The sequence below is a fragment of the Neobacillus niacini genome, assembly GCF_036961885.1.
Taxonomy (GTDB): domain Bacteria; phylum Bacillota; class Bacilli; order Bacillales; family Cytobacillaceae; genus Neobacillus; species Neobacillus niacini_H.
On the sequence record NZ_JBALNQ010000003.1, the window covers coordinates 99,164 to 114,537 of the forward strand.

The 15,374-nt window shown below is 37.9% G+C and carries 17 protein-coding genes; 9 read left to right on the plus strand and 8 right to left on the minus strand.

The features are described from left to right. Positions 1–349: 349 nt before the first annotated feature. Together V7124_RS02530 and V7124_RS02535 are read left to right on the plus strand one after the other, a co-directional pair. The gene (locus V7124_RS02530; protein ID WP_335485547.1) at positions 350–1,348 is read left to right on the plus strand and encodes a VOC family protein; all 999 of its coding nucleotides are present in this window, start codon (positions 350–352) and stop codon (positions 1,346–1,348) included. A gap of 41 nt (positions 1,349–1,389) precedes the next feature. After that, a complete protein-coding gene (locus tag V7124_RS02535) occupies positions 1,390–2,406 on the plus strand; it encodes an amidohydrolase family protein (protein ID WP_335485550.1) in 1,017 nt (338 codons plus the stop codon). A gap of 53 nt (positions 2,407–2,459) precedes the next feature. Here the strand turns inward: V7124_RS02535 and V7124_RS02540 are convergent, their stop codons facing one another. The 5 genes from V7124_RS02540 to V7124_RS02560 form a co-directional block, all read right to left on the minus strand. After that, positions 2,460–3,170, minus strand: a complete 711-nt coding sequence (locus V7124_RS02540) for an ABC transporter ATP-binding protein (RefSeq protein ID WP_335485552.1) — start codon at positions 3,168–3,170, stop codon at positions 2,460–2,462. After that, complete coding sequence (locus tag V7124_RS02545; RefSeq protein WP_335485555.1) at positions 3,163–3,918, minus strand: ABC transporter ATP-binding protein; 756 nt, start codon at positions 3,916–3,918, stop codon at positions 3,163–3,165. The genes V7124_RS02540 and V7124_RS02545 overlap by 8 nt, the downstream gene beginning before the upstream one ends. Continuing rightward, on the minus strand, positions 3,915–4,907 hold the full coding sequence (locus tag V7124_RS02550; RefSeq protein WP_335409486.1) for a branched-chain amino acid ABC transporter permease: 993 nt from the start codon (positions 4,905–4,907) through the stop codon (positions 3,915–3,917). Before V7124_RS02550 ends, V7124_RS02545 begins: the two co-directional genes overlap by 4 nt. Further along, on the minus strand, positions 4,908–5,768 hold the full coding sequence (locus V7124_RS02555) for a branched-chain amino acid ABC transporter permease (protein ID WP_335485558.1): 861 nt from the start codon (positions 5,766–5,768) through the stop codon (positions 4,908–4,910). It abuts the gene before it with no gap. A 153-nt stretch (positions 5,769–5,921) separates the two neighbouring features. Next, entirely contained in the window at positions 5,922–7,154 is a 1,233-nt protein-coding gene (locus V7124_RS02560) for an ABC transporter substrate-binding protein (protein ID WP_335485561.1), read from the minus strand. A gap of 313 nt (positions 7,155–7,467) precedes the next feature. Between V7124_RS02560 and V7124_RS02565 the strand changes: the two genes are divergently transcribed. After that, entirely contained in the window at positions 7,468–8,205 is a 738-nt protein-coding gene (locus tag V7124_RS02565) for a protein-glutamine gamma-glutamyltransferase (protein WP_335485563.1), read from the plus strand. Between the two features lie 43 nt (positions 8,206–8,248). Here the strand turns inward: V7124_RS02565 and V7124_RS02570 are convergent, their stop codons facing one another. Next, positions 8,249–8,419 carry a hypothetical protein gene (locus V7124_RS02570; RefSeq protein WP_335485565.1) on the minus strand — a complete coding sequence of 57 codons (171 nt, stop codon included), beginning with the start codon at positions 8,417–8,419 and terminating at the stop codon, positions 8,249–8,251. Between the two features lie 285 nt (positions 8,420–8,704). Beyond that, positions 8,705–8,866: a hypothetical protein gene (locus V7124_RS02575; protein ID WP_335409492.1), complete on the minus strand. Its 162-nt coding sequence runs from the start codon at positions 8,864–8,866 to the stop codon at positions 8,705–8,707. A 260-nt stretch (positions 8,867–9,126) separates the two neighbouring features. Between V7124_RS02575 and V7124_RS02580 the strand changes: the two genes are divergently transcribed. From V7124_RS02580 to V7124_RS02600, 5 genes are all read left to right on the plus strand, one after another. Then, the gene (locus tag V7124_RS02580; protein WP_335409494.1) at positions 9,127–9,792 is read left to right on the plus strand and encodes a TetR/AcrR family transcriptional regulator; all 666 of its coding nucleotides are present in this window, start codon (positions 9,127–9,129) and stop codon (positions 9,790–9,792) included. A 30-nt stretch (positions 9,793–9,822) separates the two neighbouring features. Then, positions 9,823–10,560: a GTP pyrophosphokinase gene (locus tag V7124_RS02585; protein ID WP_335485747.1), complete on the plus strand. Its 738-nt coding sequence runs from the start codon at positions 9,823–9,825 to the stop codon at positions 10,558–10,560. Positions 10,561–10,703: 143 nt separating this feature from the next. Next, positions 10,704–12,170, plus strand: coding sequence for an alanine/glycine:cation symporter family protein (locus V7124_RS02590; protein ID WP_335485567.1), 1,467 nt, complete (start codon positions 10,704–10,706; stop codon positions 12,168–12,170). A gap of 145 nt (positions 12,171–12,315) precedes the next feature. Further along, positions 12,316–12,648: a metal-sensitive transcriptional regulator gene (locus tag V7124_RS02595; protein ID WP_335485751.1), complete on the plus strand. Its 333-nt coding sequence runs from the start codon at positions 12,316–12,318 to the stop codon at positions 12,646–12,648. Positions 12,649–12,887: 239 nt separating this feature from the next. After that, positions 12,888–13,382 (plus strand): flavodoxin domain-containing protein, encoded by a 495-nt coding sequence (locus tag V7124_RS02600; protein ID WP_335485570.1) that lies wholly within the window; start codon positions 12,888–12,890, stop codon positions 13,380–13,382. Positions 13,383–13,448: 66 nt separating this feature from the next. Here the strand turns inward: V7124_RS02600 and V7124_RS02605 are convergent, their stop codons facing one another. Then, on the minus strand, positions 13,449–14,126 hold the full coding sequence (locus V7124_RS02605) for an SOS response-associated peptidase (RefSeq protein ID WP_335485573.1): 678 nt from the start codon (positions 14,124–14,126) through the stop codon (positions 13,449–13,451). Between the two features lie 163 nt (positions 14,127–14,289). Between V7124_RS02605 and V7124_RS02610 the strand changes: the two genes are divergently transcribed. Then, complete coding sequence (locus tag V7124_RS02610; protein ID WP_335485575.1) at positions 14,290–15,330, plus strand: ATP-grasp domain-containing protein; 1,041 nt, start codon at positions 14,290–14,292, stop codon at positions 15,328–15,330. Positions 15,331–15,374: the final 44 nt, after the last annotated feature.

The following is a 15,374-nucleotide window of genomic DNA, read 5'->3' on the forward strand; positions in this document are numbered from 1 at the left end:
CCTTTCGCTCCAATCAACAAGTTCTAAAAGCAACAGTATCCATTAACACAGCCAAACATTTAATAGATATTACATAGGAATTTCTTTAAGGTTTCACATAGAGGAATCCCCTATCTGTAAAATAATTTAGATTTTTTTAAATTTTCACAATATAATTCCACATAGAGGAATTCATCACTTTTGTTTGCCCCATCGACCCCATATAATTAGAACTAGTTAAAGAGGAAGTCACATTTTTTAGTAAATTATTTAAATGATCGAAATCAATTTTTTCTTTCAATTATGTAAGCGATTTCTACTAAAAAATAATTTACTCAAAAGCAAAATAAAACAATGGGGGTATGAAAAGATGGCTATATCAAATGCAAAACAAAATGAGGTAGAACTGACTGAATTAGATCTTAAATTATCGAATGTTGCACACATAGGCCACGCATCAATCAATGTGACTAACTTGGAAAGATCTACATGGTTTTTCACAGAGGTTCTGGGCCTGCATGTAAGCGCAGAGGAAGAAGGCAAGGTTTATCTGCGAGCATGGCAGGACTGGGATCACCACACATTAGTTCTCAATCAAGCTGAAAAAGCAGGGCTGGACCATTTTGGTTGGAGAGTTAACTCAGAAAAATCACTTTATGCATTCGAAAAATCGTTAATAGACTCAGGAACTGACTATACATGGATAGAAGGTGGTACTGAACTTGCACAGGGTGATGCCATTAAATTCTTCAGCCCAGCTGGAATTCCTATTGAGCTTTATTGGGAAATGGAAAAGTATTCAAACCCACTGACAGCTTCTAAAATGCCTAGTCACCCAATGAAATATAGTGGGAAGGGTGCTGCGCCTCGCCGCTTTGACCATGTGAATGTGATGGTGAATGATGTTGCACACGAACAAGAATGGTGGACTAATTTCCTTGGAATCCATCATCGTTACTATATCCAAAATGAAGCGGATGTTCGTCTAGGTTCATGGTTAAGCAAAACAAATATCGCACATGAAATTGCGCTCATGCGAAACGGCAATCAATCAGGAACACTTCTCCATCATGTAGCTTATTTCTTAGATTCACCGGATGAACTACTACGTGCACTGAATATCATGGCTGAAAATGACATCAAAATCGAGTGGGGACCTGGAAAGCATGGTACAAGTGGGGCGCAATTCCTGTATGCATTTGAGCCATCTGGTAACCGGATTGAGCTGTGGACAGGCGGAATGCTTATTTTTGCACCAGACTGGGAGCCAATTGAGTGGCAATCAGGAACGGGACAATTTGGGCTTGATATGTGGGGAAGCACACCACCTAAAAGCTACTTAACTTATGGTACAGAAATAAAGAAATAGATTGGCAGTTTAGGTGTCTTAAAGAAGGGAGACTTTCAGTTTTGACAAAAAAATTACGAGTTGATTTTCATACACACATCATTTCCGAAGATTTTCCTGACCTGGCAGCAAAATATGAAGATGGCAGGTTTCCGATACTTGAAAAGACCTGCAGCTGTGGTGCTGAAATTAAGATACAAGGCAAAACATTCAGGAAGATAACCGACCAGGCATGGGATCCCAAAAAACGGATTGAAGACATGGATAAGGAGGGTGTGGATATTCAGGTGCTGTCACCGATTCCAGTCACCTTCTCATATTGGTCGGATCCGCAGGCAGGCCTGGAGCTTGCCCAGTCACAGAATAATTTTATCGCTTCTGTGGTAAATAAGTATCCAGACAGATTTATCGGAATGGGCACAGTGCCACTACAGGATGTGAAACAGGCGGCAGTAGAGATGGAAAGGGCTGTTAAAGAGCTCGGTCTTAAAGGGATTCAGATAGGTTCCAATGTAAACGGATTGAATCTGGATGACGATTCTCTGTATCCATTTTTTGAGGCAGCAGCAGAAATGAATGTGCCACTTTTTGTCCACCCATGGGCAACTCTAGGACGAGAAAGGCTGCAACGTTTCAATTCAATGTATACTGTCGGAATGCCGTCAGAAACTGCGTTAGCAGCCGGAAGCATCATTATGAGCGGGATGCTGGATAAGTTGCCGAACTTGAAAATTTGCTTTGCGCATGGAGGCGGGTCCTTGCCATATATCCTTCCAAGAATGGATAAAGGCTGGGAAGTTTGGCCGGATACCCGAAATACAGTAAATCCTCCAAGCTCCTATGCGAAAAAGCTGTATTACGATTCACTCGTATACGACCCAGATAATTTGAAATTCATGATCGAACGTTTTGGTGCAAAGCAAATAATTGCTGGATCTGATTATCCTTTCCTTCTGCGTGAAAAGCCGGTAGGAAAGGTCATTGACAACCATGAGGATATTTCAGAAGACGATGCAAGGTTAATGTTAGGACAAAATGCTTTGGATTTTCTTGGATTGAACGAATTGGTTAAATCCTGAATATAATACGGAAAAAGGTAGACTCGAGATAAGAGTCTACCTTTTTTTGGAAGCTACGAAACTCCCAAGTATTTATGCTGAACATCCTTATTTTCTAACAATTCACTTGGTGCACCATTCCAAACAATCGTACCCTTGTTCATGATTAAGATTTCATCCGCTACCTGACAGGCAAGTGAAATATTTTGCTCAACCATTAATATCGAAAGTCCGGTCTCTTTCAGCTTACAGACGATTTCACCCACTTGGTCAATAATGACCGGGGCGAGTCCTTCAGATGGCTCATCCATTAACAGAAACTGCGGATTCGTCATCAATGCCCGGCCAATTGCCAGCATTTGCTGCTGTCCGCCGGATAGCTGCGTACCCATATTATTTTCACGTTCCTTAAGAATGGGGAATAGCTCATACACCTTGTCGATATCCCAGTTTACTGCTTGACTATTTCCTTTTCTTTTCCGAGCGGGCATCGTTAAGTTCTCTCTAATGGTAAGGGAAGGAAATATTCTTCTTCCTTGTGGTACTAAGCCTATACCATCACGAGAAATTTGGTGTGTTGGTAAAGCTTGTACTTGTTTTTCATTAAAAGTGATGGTACCGCGTTTTGATTTGACCAGACCAGATATAGTATGAATCGTTGTTGTTTTTCCTGCTCCGTTTCGTCCCAAAAGTGCGACACATTTTCCCTCTGGAACGGTAAATGTAACCCCTTGAAGGATATGACTTGTTCCATAATAGGAATGAACATCTTGTAACTCAAGCATGTTTTTTCGCACCTCCACCGAAATAAATTTCCTTTACCATTTCGCTATTTCTAACTTCTTCTGGAGTACCAGTTAAGATTGGTTCACCATGGTGAAGAACAGTAATTCGATCTGCAATCGCAAAGACTACATCCATATCATGTTCAATTACCACTAACGCCATGGAGCGTGGCAATCTTTGAATCATCTCGGAAGTTTGCGTTGTTTCTGCCGGAGACATTCCAGATGTTGGTTCATCTAGTAAAAGAAGCTTTGGTTTACTAGCCATTGCTAATAGTACTTCTAGTAAACGTTGTTCCCCATAGGATAAATTATTTATTTTCACATCACGGCGATGGGTAATCTTCCATTCTTCCAATATCTGATTTGTTTCTTTTTTTATATCAGAACGACTTGTTAGGGAAAACCATATGTCATGACGATATTTTTTCTTGGCTGTTAAGGCAAGATGAATATTTTCTTCTACCGTTAAATCACCAAATAAATTATTCTTTTGAAATGTTCGTGCCATTCCTAAATGAACTAATCGATGAGCAGGAAGATTTGTAATATCTTTCCCTTCAAAATACACCGTTCCTGAAGTAATAGGAAGATGGTTTGTTATAGAATTAAAAAGAGTCGTTTTCCCAGCACCATTTGGACCAATAATAACATGGCGTTCGCCTGGCTGTACTTCCAATGACACATCATGCAGTACTTGCAGGGTACCAAAAGATTTATTTATTTTATCTACTTTTAGTAAGCTCAACTGATAATCTCCTCCTTTTCTGGTTGAATAGTAGAAGAAACCTTATTATTTTTGGGTCTACTTTTAAAAATCATAGTAACACCCAATTTCAACCACTGGATGATCCCGCCTTTTCCAATAAGGACAAGGAAGATGAGAATGGCACCCAAAATCAATGGCCATCTTTCCGTATAGGTACTGATAAAGTTTTGTAGGAAGATGAATACACCTGCTCCAATGGCAGGTCCAAGCAATGTACCAACGCCTCCAACGATAACCATGATCATTACTTGACCAGAGAACAGCCAAGCAGATAACTCAGGAGAGACGAAAACGTTATAGAAGGAATAAAGTGAACCAGCAAACCCTGCTAATGCTCCGGAAAGGGTAAAGGCTAATAGTTTATAAACACGAACGTCATACCCAAGTGCAGCCATACGACCTTCATTTTCCATGACGCCTTTCGTTATTTTTCCTGCTGGAGATTCCACGAATAATCTTAGTAAAATAAAGACAGCGACAAAAATAATTCCCATCACATAATACATGGTTTGCGGATCAAATATGTCTCCAAATCCAAGATTCATAATGGCGGAAACAGACATCCCATCCGCTCCACCTGTCAAATCCTTCATTTGCCAAAGTAGAGTAAAGATCAATTGGCTAAAGGCAAGCGTAATCATAAGAAAGTAGAATTTAGAAGTACGAATAAATACTGCTCCAGTAATGAATGCAATCAATCCAGCGATCGCAACCGCTATAATAATGATTAAATACGTATTAGTCACAAATTTCCCGATTAATGCAACAGAATAGGCACCAATTCCAAAAAAGGCAGCATGCCCTAGGGAATCTAAACCAGCATAGCCCATAATTAAGCCCAAACTCATGGCGAACATGGCCATGATAAAAATTTCAGTTGTTAAATTCGTTCCGAAATCAGAAAGTATTTGCGGTACTGCGAAAACGACGAGGAGAAGTAAAACAGCATAAAGAATATTTTTTTTCAATTATGCCACCTCTCTTCCGAATAGACCTTGGGGGCGAATGATTAAAATAACCATCATGATTAAGAATACAATGAGCATGGATAAGGATGGGAACCACACTTTTCCAAATATTTCAAGAACCCCGATGATTAAAGCGCCAATAAACGATCCCTTCCATGAACCTAAACCACCTATTACAACAACTATTAGGGATGTGACAAGGATTTCAGAGTCCATTCCTGTATACATACCTAAGAGTGGCCCTCCTAATACTCCACTTAATCCAGCTAGAGCTGCTCCAAAGATAAATACCCCTGTAAATACAGCTCCTACATTAATACCAAGAGAACCAACCATTGCACGGTCATCGACCCCTGCACGAATGATTGCCCCTATACGAGTCTTTGCTTCTAAATACCATAGTAATACTGCTAATAAACAACCAACAAATACCACAAATAAACGAAATACTGGGAATGCCATATCCCCGATTGGGATGGACATATCAAGCATTGCAGGTGCTGGAATCGTTTGCATTTCTGTTCCCCAAATCCATTTGACAGAGTCAGCAATAACTAGCATTAAACCAAATGTCAGCAACACTTGTTCCAGCACTTTTCCATAAACACGTTTGATTAATACTTTTTCTAGGATAATACCAAATATTCCTACTGAAATAGCGGATAATAGTAGTGCAAACCAAAAGTTAATCCCATTGTTAATAAAGGTAAAGGCCAAATAGGAACCTAGCATGAACAGTGCTCCATGAGATAGATTGACAACGTTCATAACACCTAAAATAATCGTAAGCCCTGCTGCAATCATAAAATACAACATTCCATATGCAATGCCTGTTATAAGTTGAACTAGAATTATATCCAAGGTCTCTCCCTCTCTTCCTTTTTAAAATGTAGTATTATAAACAGCTAAATGGGGTTGTCTCTTGGGACAGCCCCATTTATTTAGTTAATCAGAAATTGTTAGTAACCATTATTAAAGGCTCTTTTCTTACAATCGTTACGAAAACAGCCTTATTTAAAATGGTGACTTTTCTGGCATTGTTACTTTTTCTTTTGTTTCAACTATTTCAGGTACAAGTTTGCCGTCCTTCATAACGTTTTTCGTGATATAGAAGTTTTGAATTGGATTATGTGTTTTTTCATCAATCGTAATTGGTCCACGTGGACTCTCATAGGAAATACCTGGTAGTTCTTTGATTACTTTTTCGGCTTCCACGCTACCAGCTGCAGTTAGAGCTTTGTCAAGAACTGTTGCTGAGTCATATCCATTAACAGAGAACGTATTTGGAAGCTTTCCGTATTTCTTTTCATAGCCATCAACAAATTTTTTGTTTAAATTACTCTCCAACCAAGGTGAGTATATCGTTCCAGCAAGAAATCCTTCCGAACCATCTCCAGTGGGTTCGGTCATTAGTAAATCACCAAACTCTAATGTTCCAGACATTGGAATTTTATCTTTTAAACCAAATTCCTCGTATTGTTGAATATAACGAATACCGTCACTACCAGCAAAGAAGGAATAGATTACATCTGGTTTTAAGCTAGATGCATCTTGTAAATAAGTAGAAAAGTCATTCGTTCCTAATTTCGGATAAAGTTCTTTTAATACTTTTCCGCCTGCTGCTTCATAGGCAGCCTTAAAGGATCTTAACACTTCAATACCAGCTGGGAAATCGGACCCCATAATAACTGCATTTTTACCAATGTTTTCTGCTACATACTCTGCAAGAGGATGTCCATTTTGCCAGTTAGACCAAGAAACACGGTATACATAATCACTCTTTTTACTCCAATTAAGATCGTCTGCTGCTGCGTTTGGTACAATCATAGGAATTTTATCTTTATTTACTTCATCACGTAATGCAAGAGCGATAGAAGAGTTAGTAGGACCAACGAGAAGATCTACTTTTTCACTGTGAACTAATTGACGATATTTTCTTAGACCTACTTGAGGATTTCCTTCGTCATCTTCAAATTTAAGCTCTACTTTTTTACCTCCTAATTTTCCATCATGTTCTTCTAAATAAAGTTCGAACCCTTGTTTAATACCTTCAGATAATGGAGCCAATGGACCTGTAAAGGATAGGATAAAACCTATTTTAATCGTTTCGCTTTCTGCTGATTGAGGTTTTTTCTCAGTTGTGGTAGATGGTTTATTGTCTCCTTGGCAGCCTGCAACAAAAATCATCATTGTTAATAGCAGCAGGAACATTAATTTCCATTTTGATTTCGTTTTTCTATTCTCCATTTTTTATTTCCCCCTATTGTAATTACAGATTGTCCCCTATTTCAAAACTATTCTTTGTTAAGCGCTTTCACTTTCTGTTTAATTAAAATCCCTCCTTTTTCGACTCATTTTCAATATTATTCGAAATGTTCAGAGTTTTCTGCCTGACTAGATGTTAATATGAATTTGTTTCTACTACAACACCTTTGTTCTGCTATACGCAACGAATTAATTTTTTTTAATAAAAATATAAAAAATCCGCTGTTTGGGATGCTGGCTTTTTTCTTGCATGTAAGAAGGAGTGGGTACATATCGTGTAGGGAGGAGGAATCAGATGATTAGTGTAAATGGACACATTGTTAACCCGGAGGAGCTAAGTAAAGAAATCACCAATAGCGAGCAAAAGGTTATTCTAAAACAAATGGCTGGTTACCCTGTAATTTTTTACTATGAATCATTGCAACAGCTAAAATTTGAATTACTATTTAGGGTAAATACGATAAAAGCAGCAAACGATTTAGACAAAAGCGGTGCAAAGTTTACCACTTTTGCTTATTCCTTTCCCAATAGAAAGTTATGGTACCGACTTCCAAACGGTGGATTTCTTTTGCGTGAGGGGATTTATCCTTCGGAAGGAATCGAAGATCTAGTGAAAAATGGGAAGCTATATGCATTTGAATGTTCTACAGCAATTGCTATCGTATTATATATTGCCGTCCTCTATACCATAGGACCTAGGGCATTTAATACGTATTTTAGCAGGCTATATTTAATGGATTGGCAATTTGATGAAGATCTTCCCGTTTACAACAAAGAGGGCGAGGATTTTATTATTGGCGATGTCTTACATTTTAAAAATCCAGAATTTGACCCGCAACAGCCATGGTGGAGGGCAGAAAATGTAATCTTTGTTGGTGATGACAAGTTCTACGGTCATGGAATTGGTATACGAGACTCGAAGACGATCATTAACTTTTTAAATGATAAGCGAAAAGAAAACTCTAATGAATCTGCCTATCTCATGAGGATGATCACAAGACCAAATTATAAAACGATTTCTTTATTACGATAAGAAAGCGGAGCTCCTTTGCTTAGGTGCTCCGCTTTATACTATATCAAACGTGAATTTTGCCGTCCAGATCTGAAACTAGTCGTTTGCATGTAAGGTAATCCTGTTCTCTCCGCTTTTCAACTTCCAGTCTCACATGAAGTTTTCGCTTGTATTCTTCATAACATACTCCATGGGCAGTCAGCAACGCCTTTTCCATTTCATTTGTGTACTTCAAATTCAAACTATGGATAATGAATCCCTCCGGTTTAGTGCCATAACGGCTTTTTTTATTACAGTACCAATGATAACACTGATATTTTTTATGAACAAAGTGGATAATTCGCCATATCAGGCTGTTATGTATGCTGAGGCGGTTGCTCGGAAGATTAACTCTAGGATCCTTAAAAATTATGCCATATCCTTCCTTTAAGAGCATGTAATCATTTCATCCCGCAAAAGAAAGCCCATCGCTTTAGAAGCAATGGGCTTTCTTATTATGGAAAAACAAATAAACAATTCTTTAATTCATTGATTTATCTAATTTGAAATCTGCTATTGGCAAAGTAATTATCTTTCCGCCAATTTGTACGTGTACGGTATCGTTGAAAATGGCTTTTACAATTCCCTTTAGTGAAACACTTGAGTTGATTGAGATATCTTTTTTATCTGATTGGTTTGCCATATTAATCAACACCTTCCAAAGTTAATTATAAAATATTATATATGAATAAAAACCAAAAAAGCGAGTAAAAAGTACTAAAAAACCAAAAAATAAATAATTTGTCCATGTTATTATAAATAGGTGCCAAGGGGTGTCAACACCCACTAAAATAACATGAACTATAGTTCAAGTATTACATGTTAGAGCGAGTCTGTCAATGGAAACATGAACTAGGGTTCACTATTTTTAATTTGTGGTATACTAGTAGTGAGGTGAGCTAAATGTCAGATCGAGAAGACCATCTAGTTGGTGAATTTCCATTACTGCCTAAGCAAGAACGAGCTCAACAAAAAAGAAAATCGTTACTAAAAAGTGGGCATGCATTGTTTATTATGAAGGGGTATGAGAATACAACTGCAAAAGAGATTGCCGCCAATGCAGGAGTAGCAACCGGTACCTTCTATAGGTACTTTTCGGATAAGCGGCAGCTATTGATGTCTTTGTTAGAGGATCAGATAGAGATGTTAATGCCACCTGAACCAAAATGGGGTGTTCGAGACCCAGAAAGCACGTTAGCAGCACTTTTAGAAGCCCATGATAGGCGATTAAAAGAGATGGGACTACAGCGTTTGCTGCCCGAATTGCTGGCCAAGGATTCAGAATTTGCAGATGTACTGACTGCAGCTAAGAGGAAAATATATGATCGGATCCTGTTAGGGGTTAAAAAGGCCTTTGAAAATGACTTAGTTTGGAAGGATTTAGATTTAAATACGTTAACATGGGCATTGATGATTTTAGCAGAGAACGCACCTGAAAAAATGAAGCATTGCGGAAAACAGGCCGATTATCGTGAGGTAGCAAAGGTGATTTGCCGAATGATTTTCCCTCCAGATGTGATCATAAAATTACAAATAGAAGCAGAGGGCAAAAAAGAAGTTATCGAGTAACGATATCTTGAAGGGATGTAATTGCTAGGAATGGAAAGAACTCTTGATATGAAAAATCTAAAAGCAATAAAAATTGAACTAACCCGGTTTATGATGGCATATAAATTTGCTTTAGATGAATTGACGACAAAAATTAACATACTTAAAGAAGAATTTAATTATATGCATGACTATAACCCAATAGAACACGTAAAATCACGTTTAAAATCTCCGGAAAGCATATTAAAAAAAGTTCAACGCAAAGGGATTGATTTCACGTTAGCGAGTATTAAGGAAAATATCAAAGACATTGCAGGATTGAGAATAACCTGTTCCTTTCAAACTGATATTTATGAACTAAGCCGGATGATCGCAAACCAAAAAGACATTCGAATTGTAGAATACAAGGATTATATTAAAAAACCAAAGCCAAATGGATATCAAAGCTTGCATATGATATTGGAAATACCGATTTTTATGTCAGATCGGGAGGAATTAATCTTTGTAGAGCTTCAAATCCGTACCATTGCCATGGACTTCTGGGCGAGCTTAGAGCATAAAATTTATTATAAATACAACAAGGATATTCCACAAAAAATGTTGGATGAATTGAAATCAACAGCTGAGATGGCTTCAAGTTTGGACAGGAAAATGGAGAGCCTTCATAGAGAAATGGATAAAATGAAGAAGGATGATGAAGCTAGTGAGATGCTTCTGCCTCCAGGAATCGGGAACAACAAGCTTAAATTTATAGAGACTTTTATCGAAGAAAAACTGGGAATTAAATAAGAATGTTAAGCCTATTACTTTTTTCTGGTAGTAGGCTATTTACTTTTTTATGTGAGATTGTATAACGAAGTATTCTAAAAATTCTTTCTTTTTTTGAACGAGCTGTAATATAATAAGGACATTACGAAAAAGGAGGGATTTATTTGGAAGAGATAGTTAATTGGTTGAATGGAATTATTTGGAGTCAGGCACTTATCTATTTATGTTTGGGTGTAGGTTTGTTTTATACCTTATCAACTCGATTTCTACAGATTAGGCATATGAAGGATATTTTTAGGTTAACGTTTAAAGGTCAAAAATCAGAAGCAGGGATTTCTTCCTTTCAGGCGTTAAATCTAGCATTGTCAGGAAGGGTAGGCACAGGTAATATTGCTGGTGTTGCGACTGCTATTGCTTTTGGAGGTCCGGGTGCTGTTTTTTGGATGTGGTTAATTGCCTTTTTAGGGGCAGGTTCAGCCTTTATTGAATCTACTCTTGGCCAGGTATACAAATCAAAACAGCATGGCCAATTCCGTGGAGGACCTGCCTATTACATAGAGAAAGGTCTAAAAATAAAATGGTATGCTGTATTATTTGCCATTGTTACAGTGATTGCGACTGGTGCCCTTTTACCAGGGGTTCAAGCGAATAGTATTGCTGTTGGTATTGAAAATGCCTTTGGGATCAATACAAGTATTACAGGAATATTTTTGATCGTCATTTTAGCCATCATTATTTTTGGTGGTGTGAAACGTATTGCACGTACCGCTGAATTTGTTGTACCATTTATGGCTGTTGGCTATATAATAGTTGCGCTAATTATTACGGTTGCAAATTTCTCACAAATACCTGAAGTACTTTCGTTAATTTTTTCAAGTGCATTTGGTGGAAATGCCACTTATGGGGGTATTCTAGGTGCAGCAATCTCTTGGGGCGTTAAACGTGGAATTTATTCCAATGAAGCAGGACAAGGGACAGGCCCACATGCTGCTGCTGCTGCAGAAGTATCACATCCAGCGAAACAAGGTATTGTTCAAGCCTTTTCCGTTTATATTGATACCTGGTTTGTTTGTACGGCAACTGCGTTTATGATTTTGATGACTGGCATGTATAATGTTACACCTGAAGGACAAAAACCTATCATAACAAATCTAACAGAGGTTGAAGCAGGTCCTGGCTACACACAAGCAGCAGTTGAATCCGTTTTACCAGGGTTTGGGGCACCATTTGTAGCGATTGCATTATTGTTCTTTGCCTTCACCACAATCATGGCTTACTATTATATGGCAGAAACAAATCTCGCTTATATTAATCAGAAGACGAAACGAATTTGGACTGAGTATATACTTAAATTTGTTATCTTAGGAATGGTCTACTATGGCTGCGTTAAAGAAGCGGGCCTCGCCTGGGCGTTAGGAGACGTAGGTGTTGGTGCAATGGCATGGTTAAACCTGATTGCGATTCTTCTTTTAACAAAGCCTGCATTAAAAGTTCTTAGAGATTATGAATCACAGCTAAAAGATGGAAAAGACCCAGTATTTGATCCGGTAAAATTGGGAATCAAAGATGCAGATTTCTGGGAACACGAGTATGAGTATATAGAAGCAGAGTCAACTGAAAAAACGGGATGATCCTATATTAGAGGGAGAAACTGACAGAAGGTTTGTCAGTTTTTTCTTTTTCAAGGAATATCGCTTTACGGTAGGGGGGTATGATATAATATTAGTACAAAATGAGGTGATCAAATTGTCTTTTAACCATGTGAATGAGGACGAAATGAATATAGAAATGAATGATGAATCTTGCTGTGGAACGAATGAGGGCAGTCACCGAAAGAGCCATCATTCTGATAAAGTGAAGAATAATCTCGTTACAAGACTTAATCGAATTGAAGGTCAAATTCGTGGAATTAAAGGTATGATCGAAAAGGATACTTACTGTGATGATGTCATTACGCAAATTTCAGCTACCCAATCAGCCCTTAATAGTGTTGCCAAGATTTTGTTAGAAGGGCATTTAAAAACGTGCGTAATTGAAAGAATTCAAGAAGGTGACCATGAGGTTTTAGATGAGGTTTTAGTTACCATCCAAAAGTTAATGAAGAAATAGGAAATAATTGTAAAATAGTGCTGCCACTGTGTGGAGCACTATTTTTTCTATTATTCTATGTCCAGTGTATTTGTGTGAACTGAGGGAAGTGGATGAAGAATATGAATTGTAGAAATATTGCCAATGTTTTTCCTGAATATTAATTTCTGCTGCATTATAATTAGGATAAGACAACAAAAGGTCAAGCAGTCCAAGGTTATTTTGTAAGTAAAAATTTTCCATGGAGGGTAGGATGATTTATGAAGACATTGATTGTTTATTGCTCATCTCATGGTACAACAGAAAAAGCTGTCCAACTACTAAGTGAATGGATGGAAGGTGAAGTCTTAGCCGTTGATCTAAAAAGAGATAAACTTGATTTTGATGTAAGGACTTTTGATATCGTTATCATCGGAGGATCCATCCATGCTGGAAGTATTCAAAGTAAAATAAAACATTTTATCGGAAAACATTATGAGGATCTGTTAACTAAAAAACTTGGACTATTTCTCTGTTGCTGGCACGATGGTGAAACAGCGATTGATCAATTTGATACTGCCTTTCCTGAGGAATTGAGGAGGGTATCCATTGCGAACGGGATATTTGGCGGAGAATTTCTAGTAAGTAAAATGAATTTCATTGAAAGACAAATTGTGAAAAAAGTAAGTGGTGTTACTGTTGACACATCTAATTTAGATAAAACAGCCATCATGTCTTTTGTGATGAAAATTAATTCAACATTCGCTCTTGCATAAAATGCCCGACCCTCCGTGGGTCAGGCATTTTTTTAATCGCTGAACAGGCGCTCCCGCCCTTTATTTTTAACAGATTTTTTGAATCAACTCAATGGAATTATTTTTAGGTGAATTAACCAGCGGGCTGACCTCATATGCTTCCATAAGTTCGTGTTCTAGTGGTTTTAATAAATGTTTAAGCTTACTTGTATCCGTTATAGAAGGGTCAAGCCAGTATTTTTCATCCTCTGGTTTTAAGATTACAGGCATACGATCGTGAATATCCTGAACGAGCTCGTTAGGATTGGTAGTTATCACTGAGCAAGAATAAATCGATTTTCCTTCAGGGGATTTCCAACTTTCCCAAAGCCCTGCCATGGCAAACAATTCATTCGACTTTAGTTTGATCCTCATCGGAGTTTTATTTTTATGATCTATACGTTTCCATTCATAAAAACTATCAGCCACTATTAAGCATCGTTTCTTCTGGTAAGCATTTCGAAAACTTGGTTTTTCCAATAATGTCTCAGCACGGGCATTAATCATTTTATACCCAATCGACATATCCTTCGCCCAAGGAGGAATTAATCCCCAACGTAAAAAACCCATCCGATTATGAGTACCGTTGTTAATCACCGATAAAACCGATTGAGAAGGAGCCACATTATAGCTTGGAAAAAATTCCTCCTCTTGAAGAAAAAACTCAATATCAAACCGGTCAATAAGCTGATCAACACTCGCAGTTAACGTAAAACGTCCGCACATCTCTAACACCCCTTTCCTAGTATAACATGTGGTGCCTGTCACCATTTATACATTCTGACCCATTTATACATTGATTTATGAATAAGGATGTATAAGTCGGAAGTTATAGGCGAATAATGTTTAAGGTTTTAGTTTTAGAAGTTCAACGAGAAGGAGGTTGCGTATGAGGATTTGGTTTAATAGGTGGTTTACGACGGTTACCCATTTTATTGAGTTGATTCGTGCGAATGAAGAAGGGCGGCGGTTTGAGTTTTTTGGAACTCACACGAATAAGGATGCACTCTATTTACAATATTGTGATTATGCTTTTACGGAGCCATCTATTTCCGGTGAAGCGTATATTGATTTTTGCCTGGAATTTTGTCAGAAGCATAGAATAGACATTTTCATTCCAAGAAAAGAAAATGTAGGAATCTCAAAAAGGCTGGCTGACTTTGAAGCAATTGGTGTGAAGGTGTTGGTTTGTCCAGATTCTAAATTAATGGAAACACTGGATCATAAAGCTGCTGCCTATCATTCTATTTTGCAAAAGGAAGAGACTGGCGCTGAACTCGTTTCCATTCCGGATTTCTACGTGGTTAATAATATTAATGATTTCAAGATAGCTTATCAAACATTGCGGGATAAAGGACATACGGTTTGTTTTAAACCTGTAATAGGGGAGGGTGCCACTGGTTTTCGGGTAATTGAAGATAAGATAGAAAGCATTGACCAGCTGTTTAAAAGGGCAAGCAGCCGCAGGCTGCCGTACCATTATGCATGCGAAATTCTGAGCCAGCAAGAGGTGTTTCCTGATTTAATGATATTAGAATATTTGGAGGGGCCGGAATACAGCATTGACTGTGTTGCATCTAATCAGCGATTATATGCAGCGATACCGAGGATGAAAGGGGAAGGTAGGGTAAGAGAAATAGTTGATCATCATGAACTTATTCAACTTGCCCACCGATTTCATCAGCATTTTCAGTTGCCATATATCTTTAATATTCAGGTTAAATACAATCATGACGTTCCTAAGCTACTGGAAATTAATCCTCGAATGAGCGGGGGAATGCATTTTAGCTGTTTAACAGGTATTAACCTGCCATATTTGGCGATAAAAATATTGCTTGGGGAGGAAATTGGTCCGTTGGAACCTAGATTTGGAATTCGAGCCTGTCATCTCGAAAAAGAAATTATCCTTGATAAGGATCTTTTCGCTTAACAACAAACGCCTTTGGTGATAATCCCAAAGGCGTTTGTTTATTA

Excerpts from the sequence above, each read along its gene's own strand:
- V7124_RS02530 (WP_335485547.1), top strand. The coding sequence starts at position 350 with ATGGCTATATCAAATGCAAAACAAAATGAGGTAGAACTGACTGAATTA.
- V7124_RS02540 (WP_335485552.1), bottom strand. The coding sequence starts at position 3,170 with ATGCTTGAGTTACAAGATGTTCATTCCTATTATGGAACAAGTCATATC.
- V7124_RS02560 (WP_335485561.1), bottom strand. The coding sequence starts at position 7,154 with ATGGAGAATAGAAAAACGAAATCAAAATGGAAATTAATGTTCCTGCTG.
- V7124_RS02565 (WP_335485563.1), top strand. The coding sequence starts at position 7,468 with ATGATTAGTGTAAATGGACACATTGTTAACCCGGAGGAGCTAAGTAAA.
- V7124_RS02575 (WP_335409492.1), bottom strand. The coding sequence starts at position 8,866 with ATGGCAAACCAATCAGATAAAAAAGATATCTCAATCAACTCAAGTGTT.
- V7124_RS02580 (WP_335409494.1), top strand. The coding sequence starts at position 9,127 with ATGTCAGATCGAGAAGACCATCTAGTTGGTGAATTTCCATTACTGCCT.
- V7124_RS02585 (WP_335485747.1), top strand. The coding sequence starts at position 9,823 with ATGGAAAGAACTCTTGATATGAAAAATCTAAAAGCAATAAAAATTGAA.
- V7124_RS02595 (WP_335485751.1), top strand. The coding sequence starts at position 12,316 with ATGAATATAGAAATGAATGATGAATCTTGCTGTGGAACGAATGAGGGC.
- V7124_RS02600 (WP_335485570.1), top strand. The coding sequence starts at position 12,888 with ATGAAGACATTGATTGTTTATTGCTCATCTCATGGTACAACAGAAAAA.
- V7124_RS02605 (WP_335485573.1), bottom strand. The coding sequence starts at position 14,126 with ATGTGCGGACGTTTTACGTTAACTGCGAGTGTTGATCAGCTTATTGAC.
- V7124_RS02610 (WP_335485575.1), top strand. The coding sequence starts at position 14,290 with ATGAGGATTTGGTTTAATAGGTGGTTTACGACGGTTACCCATTTTATT.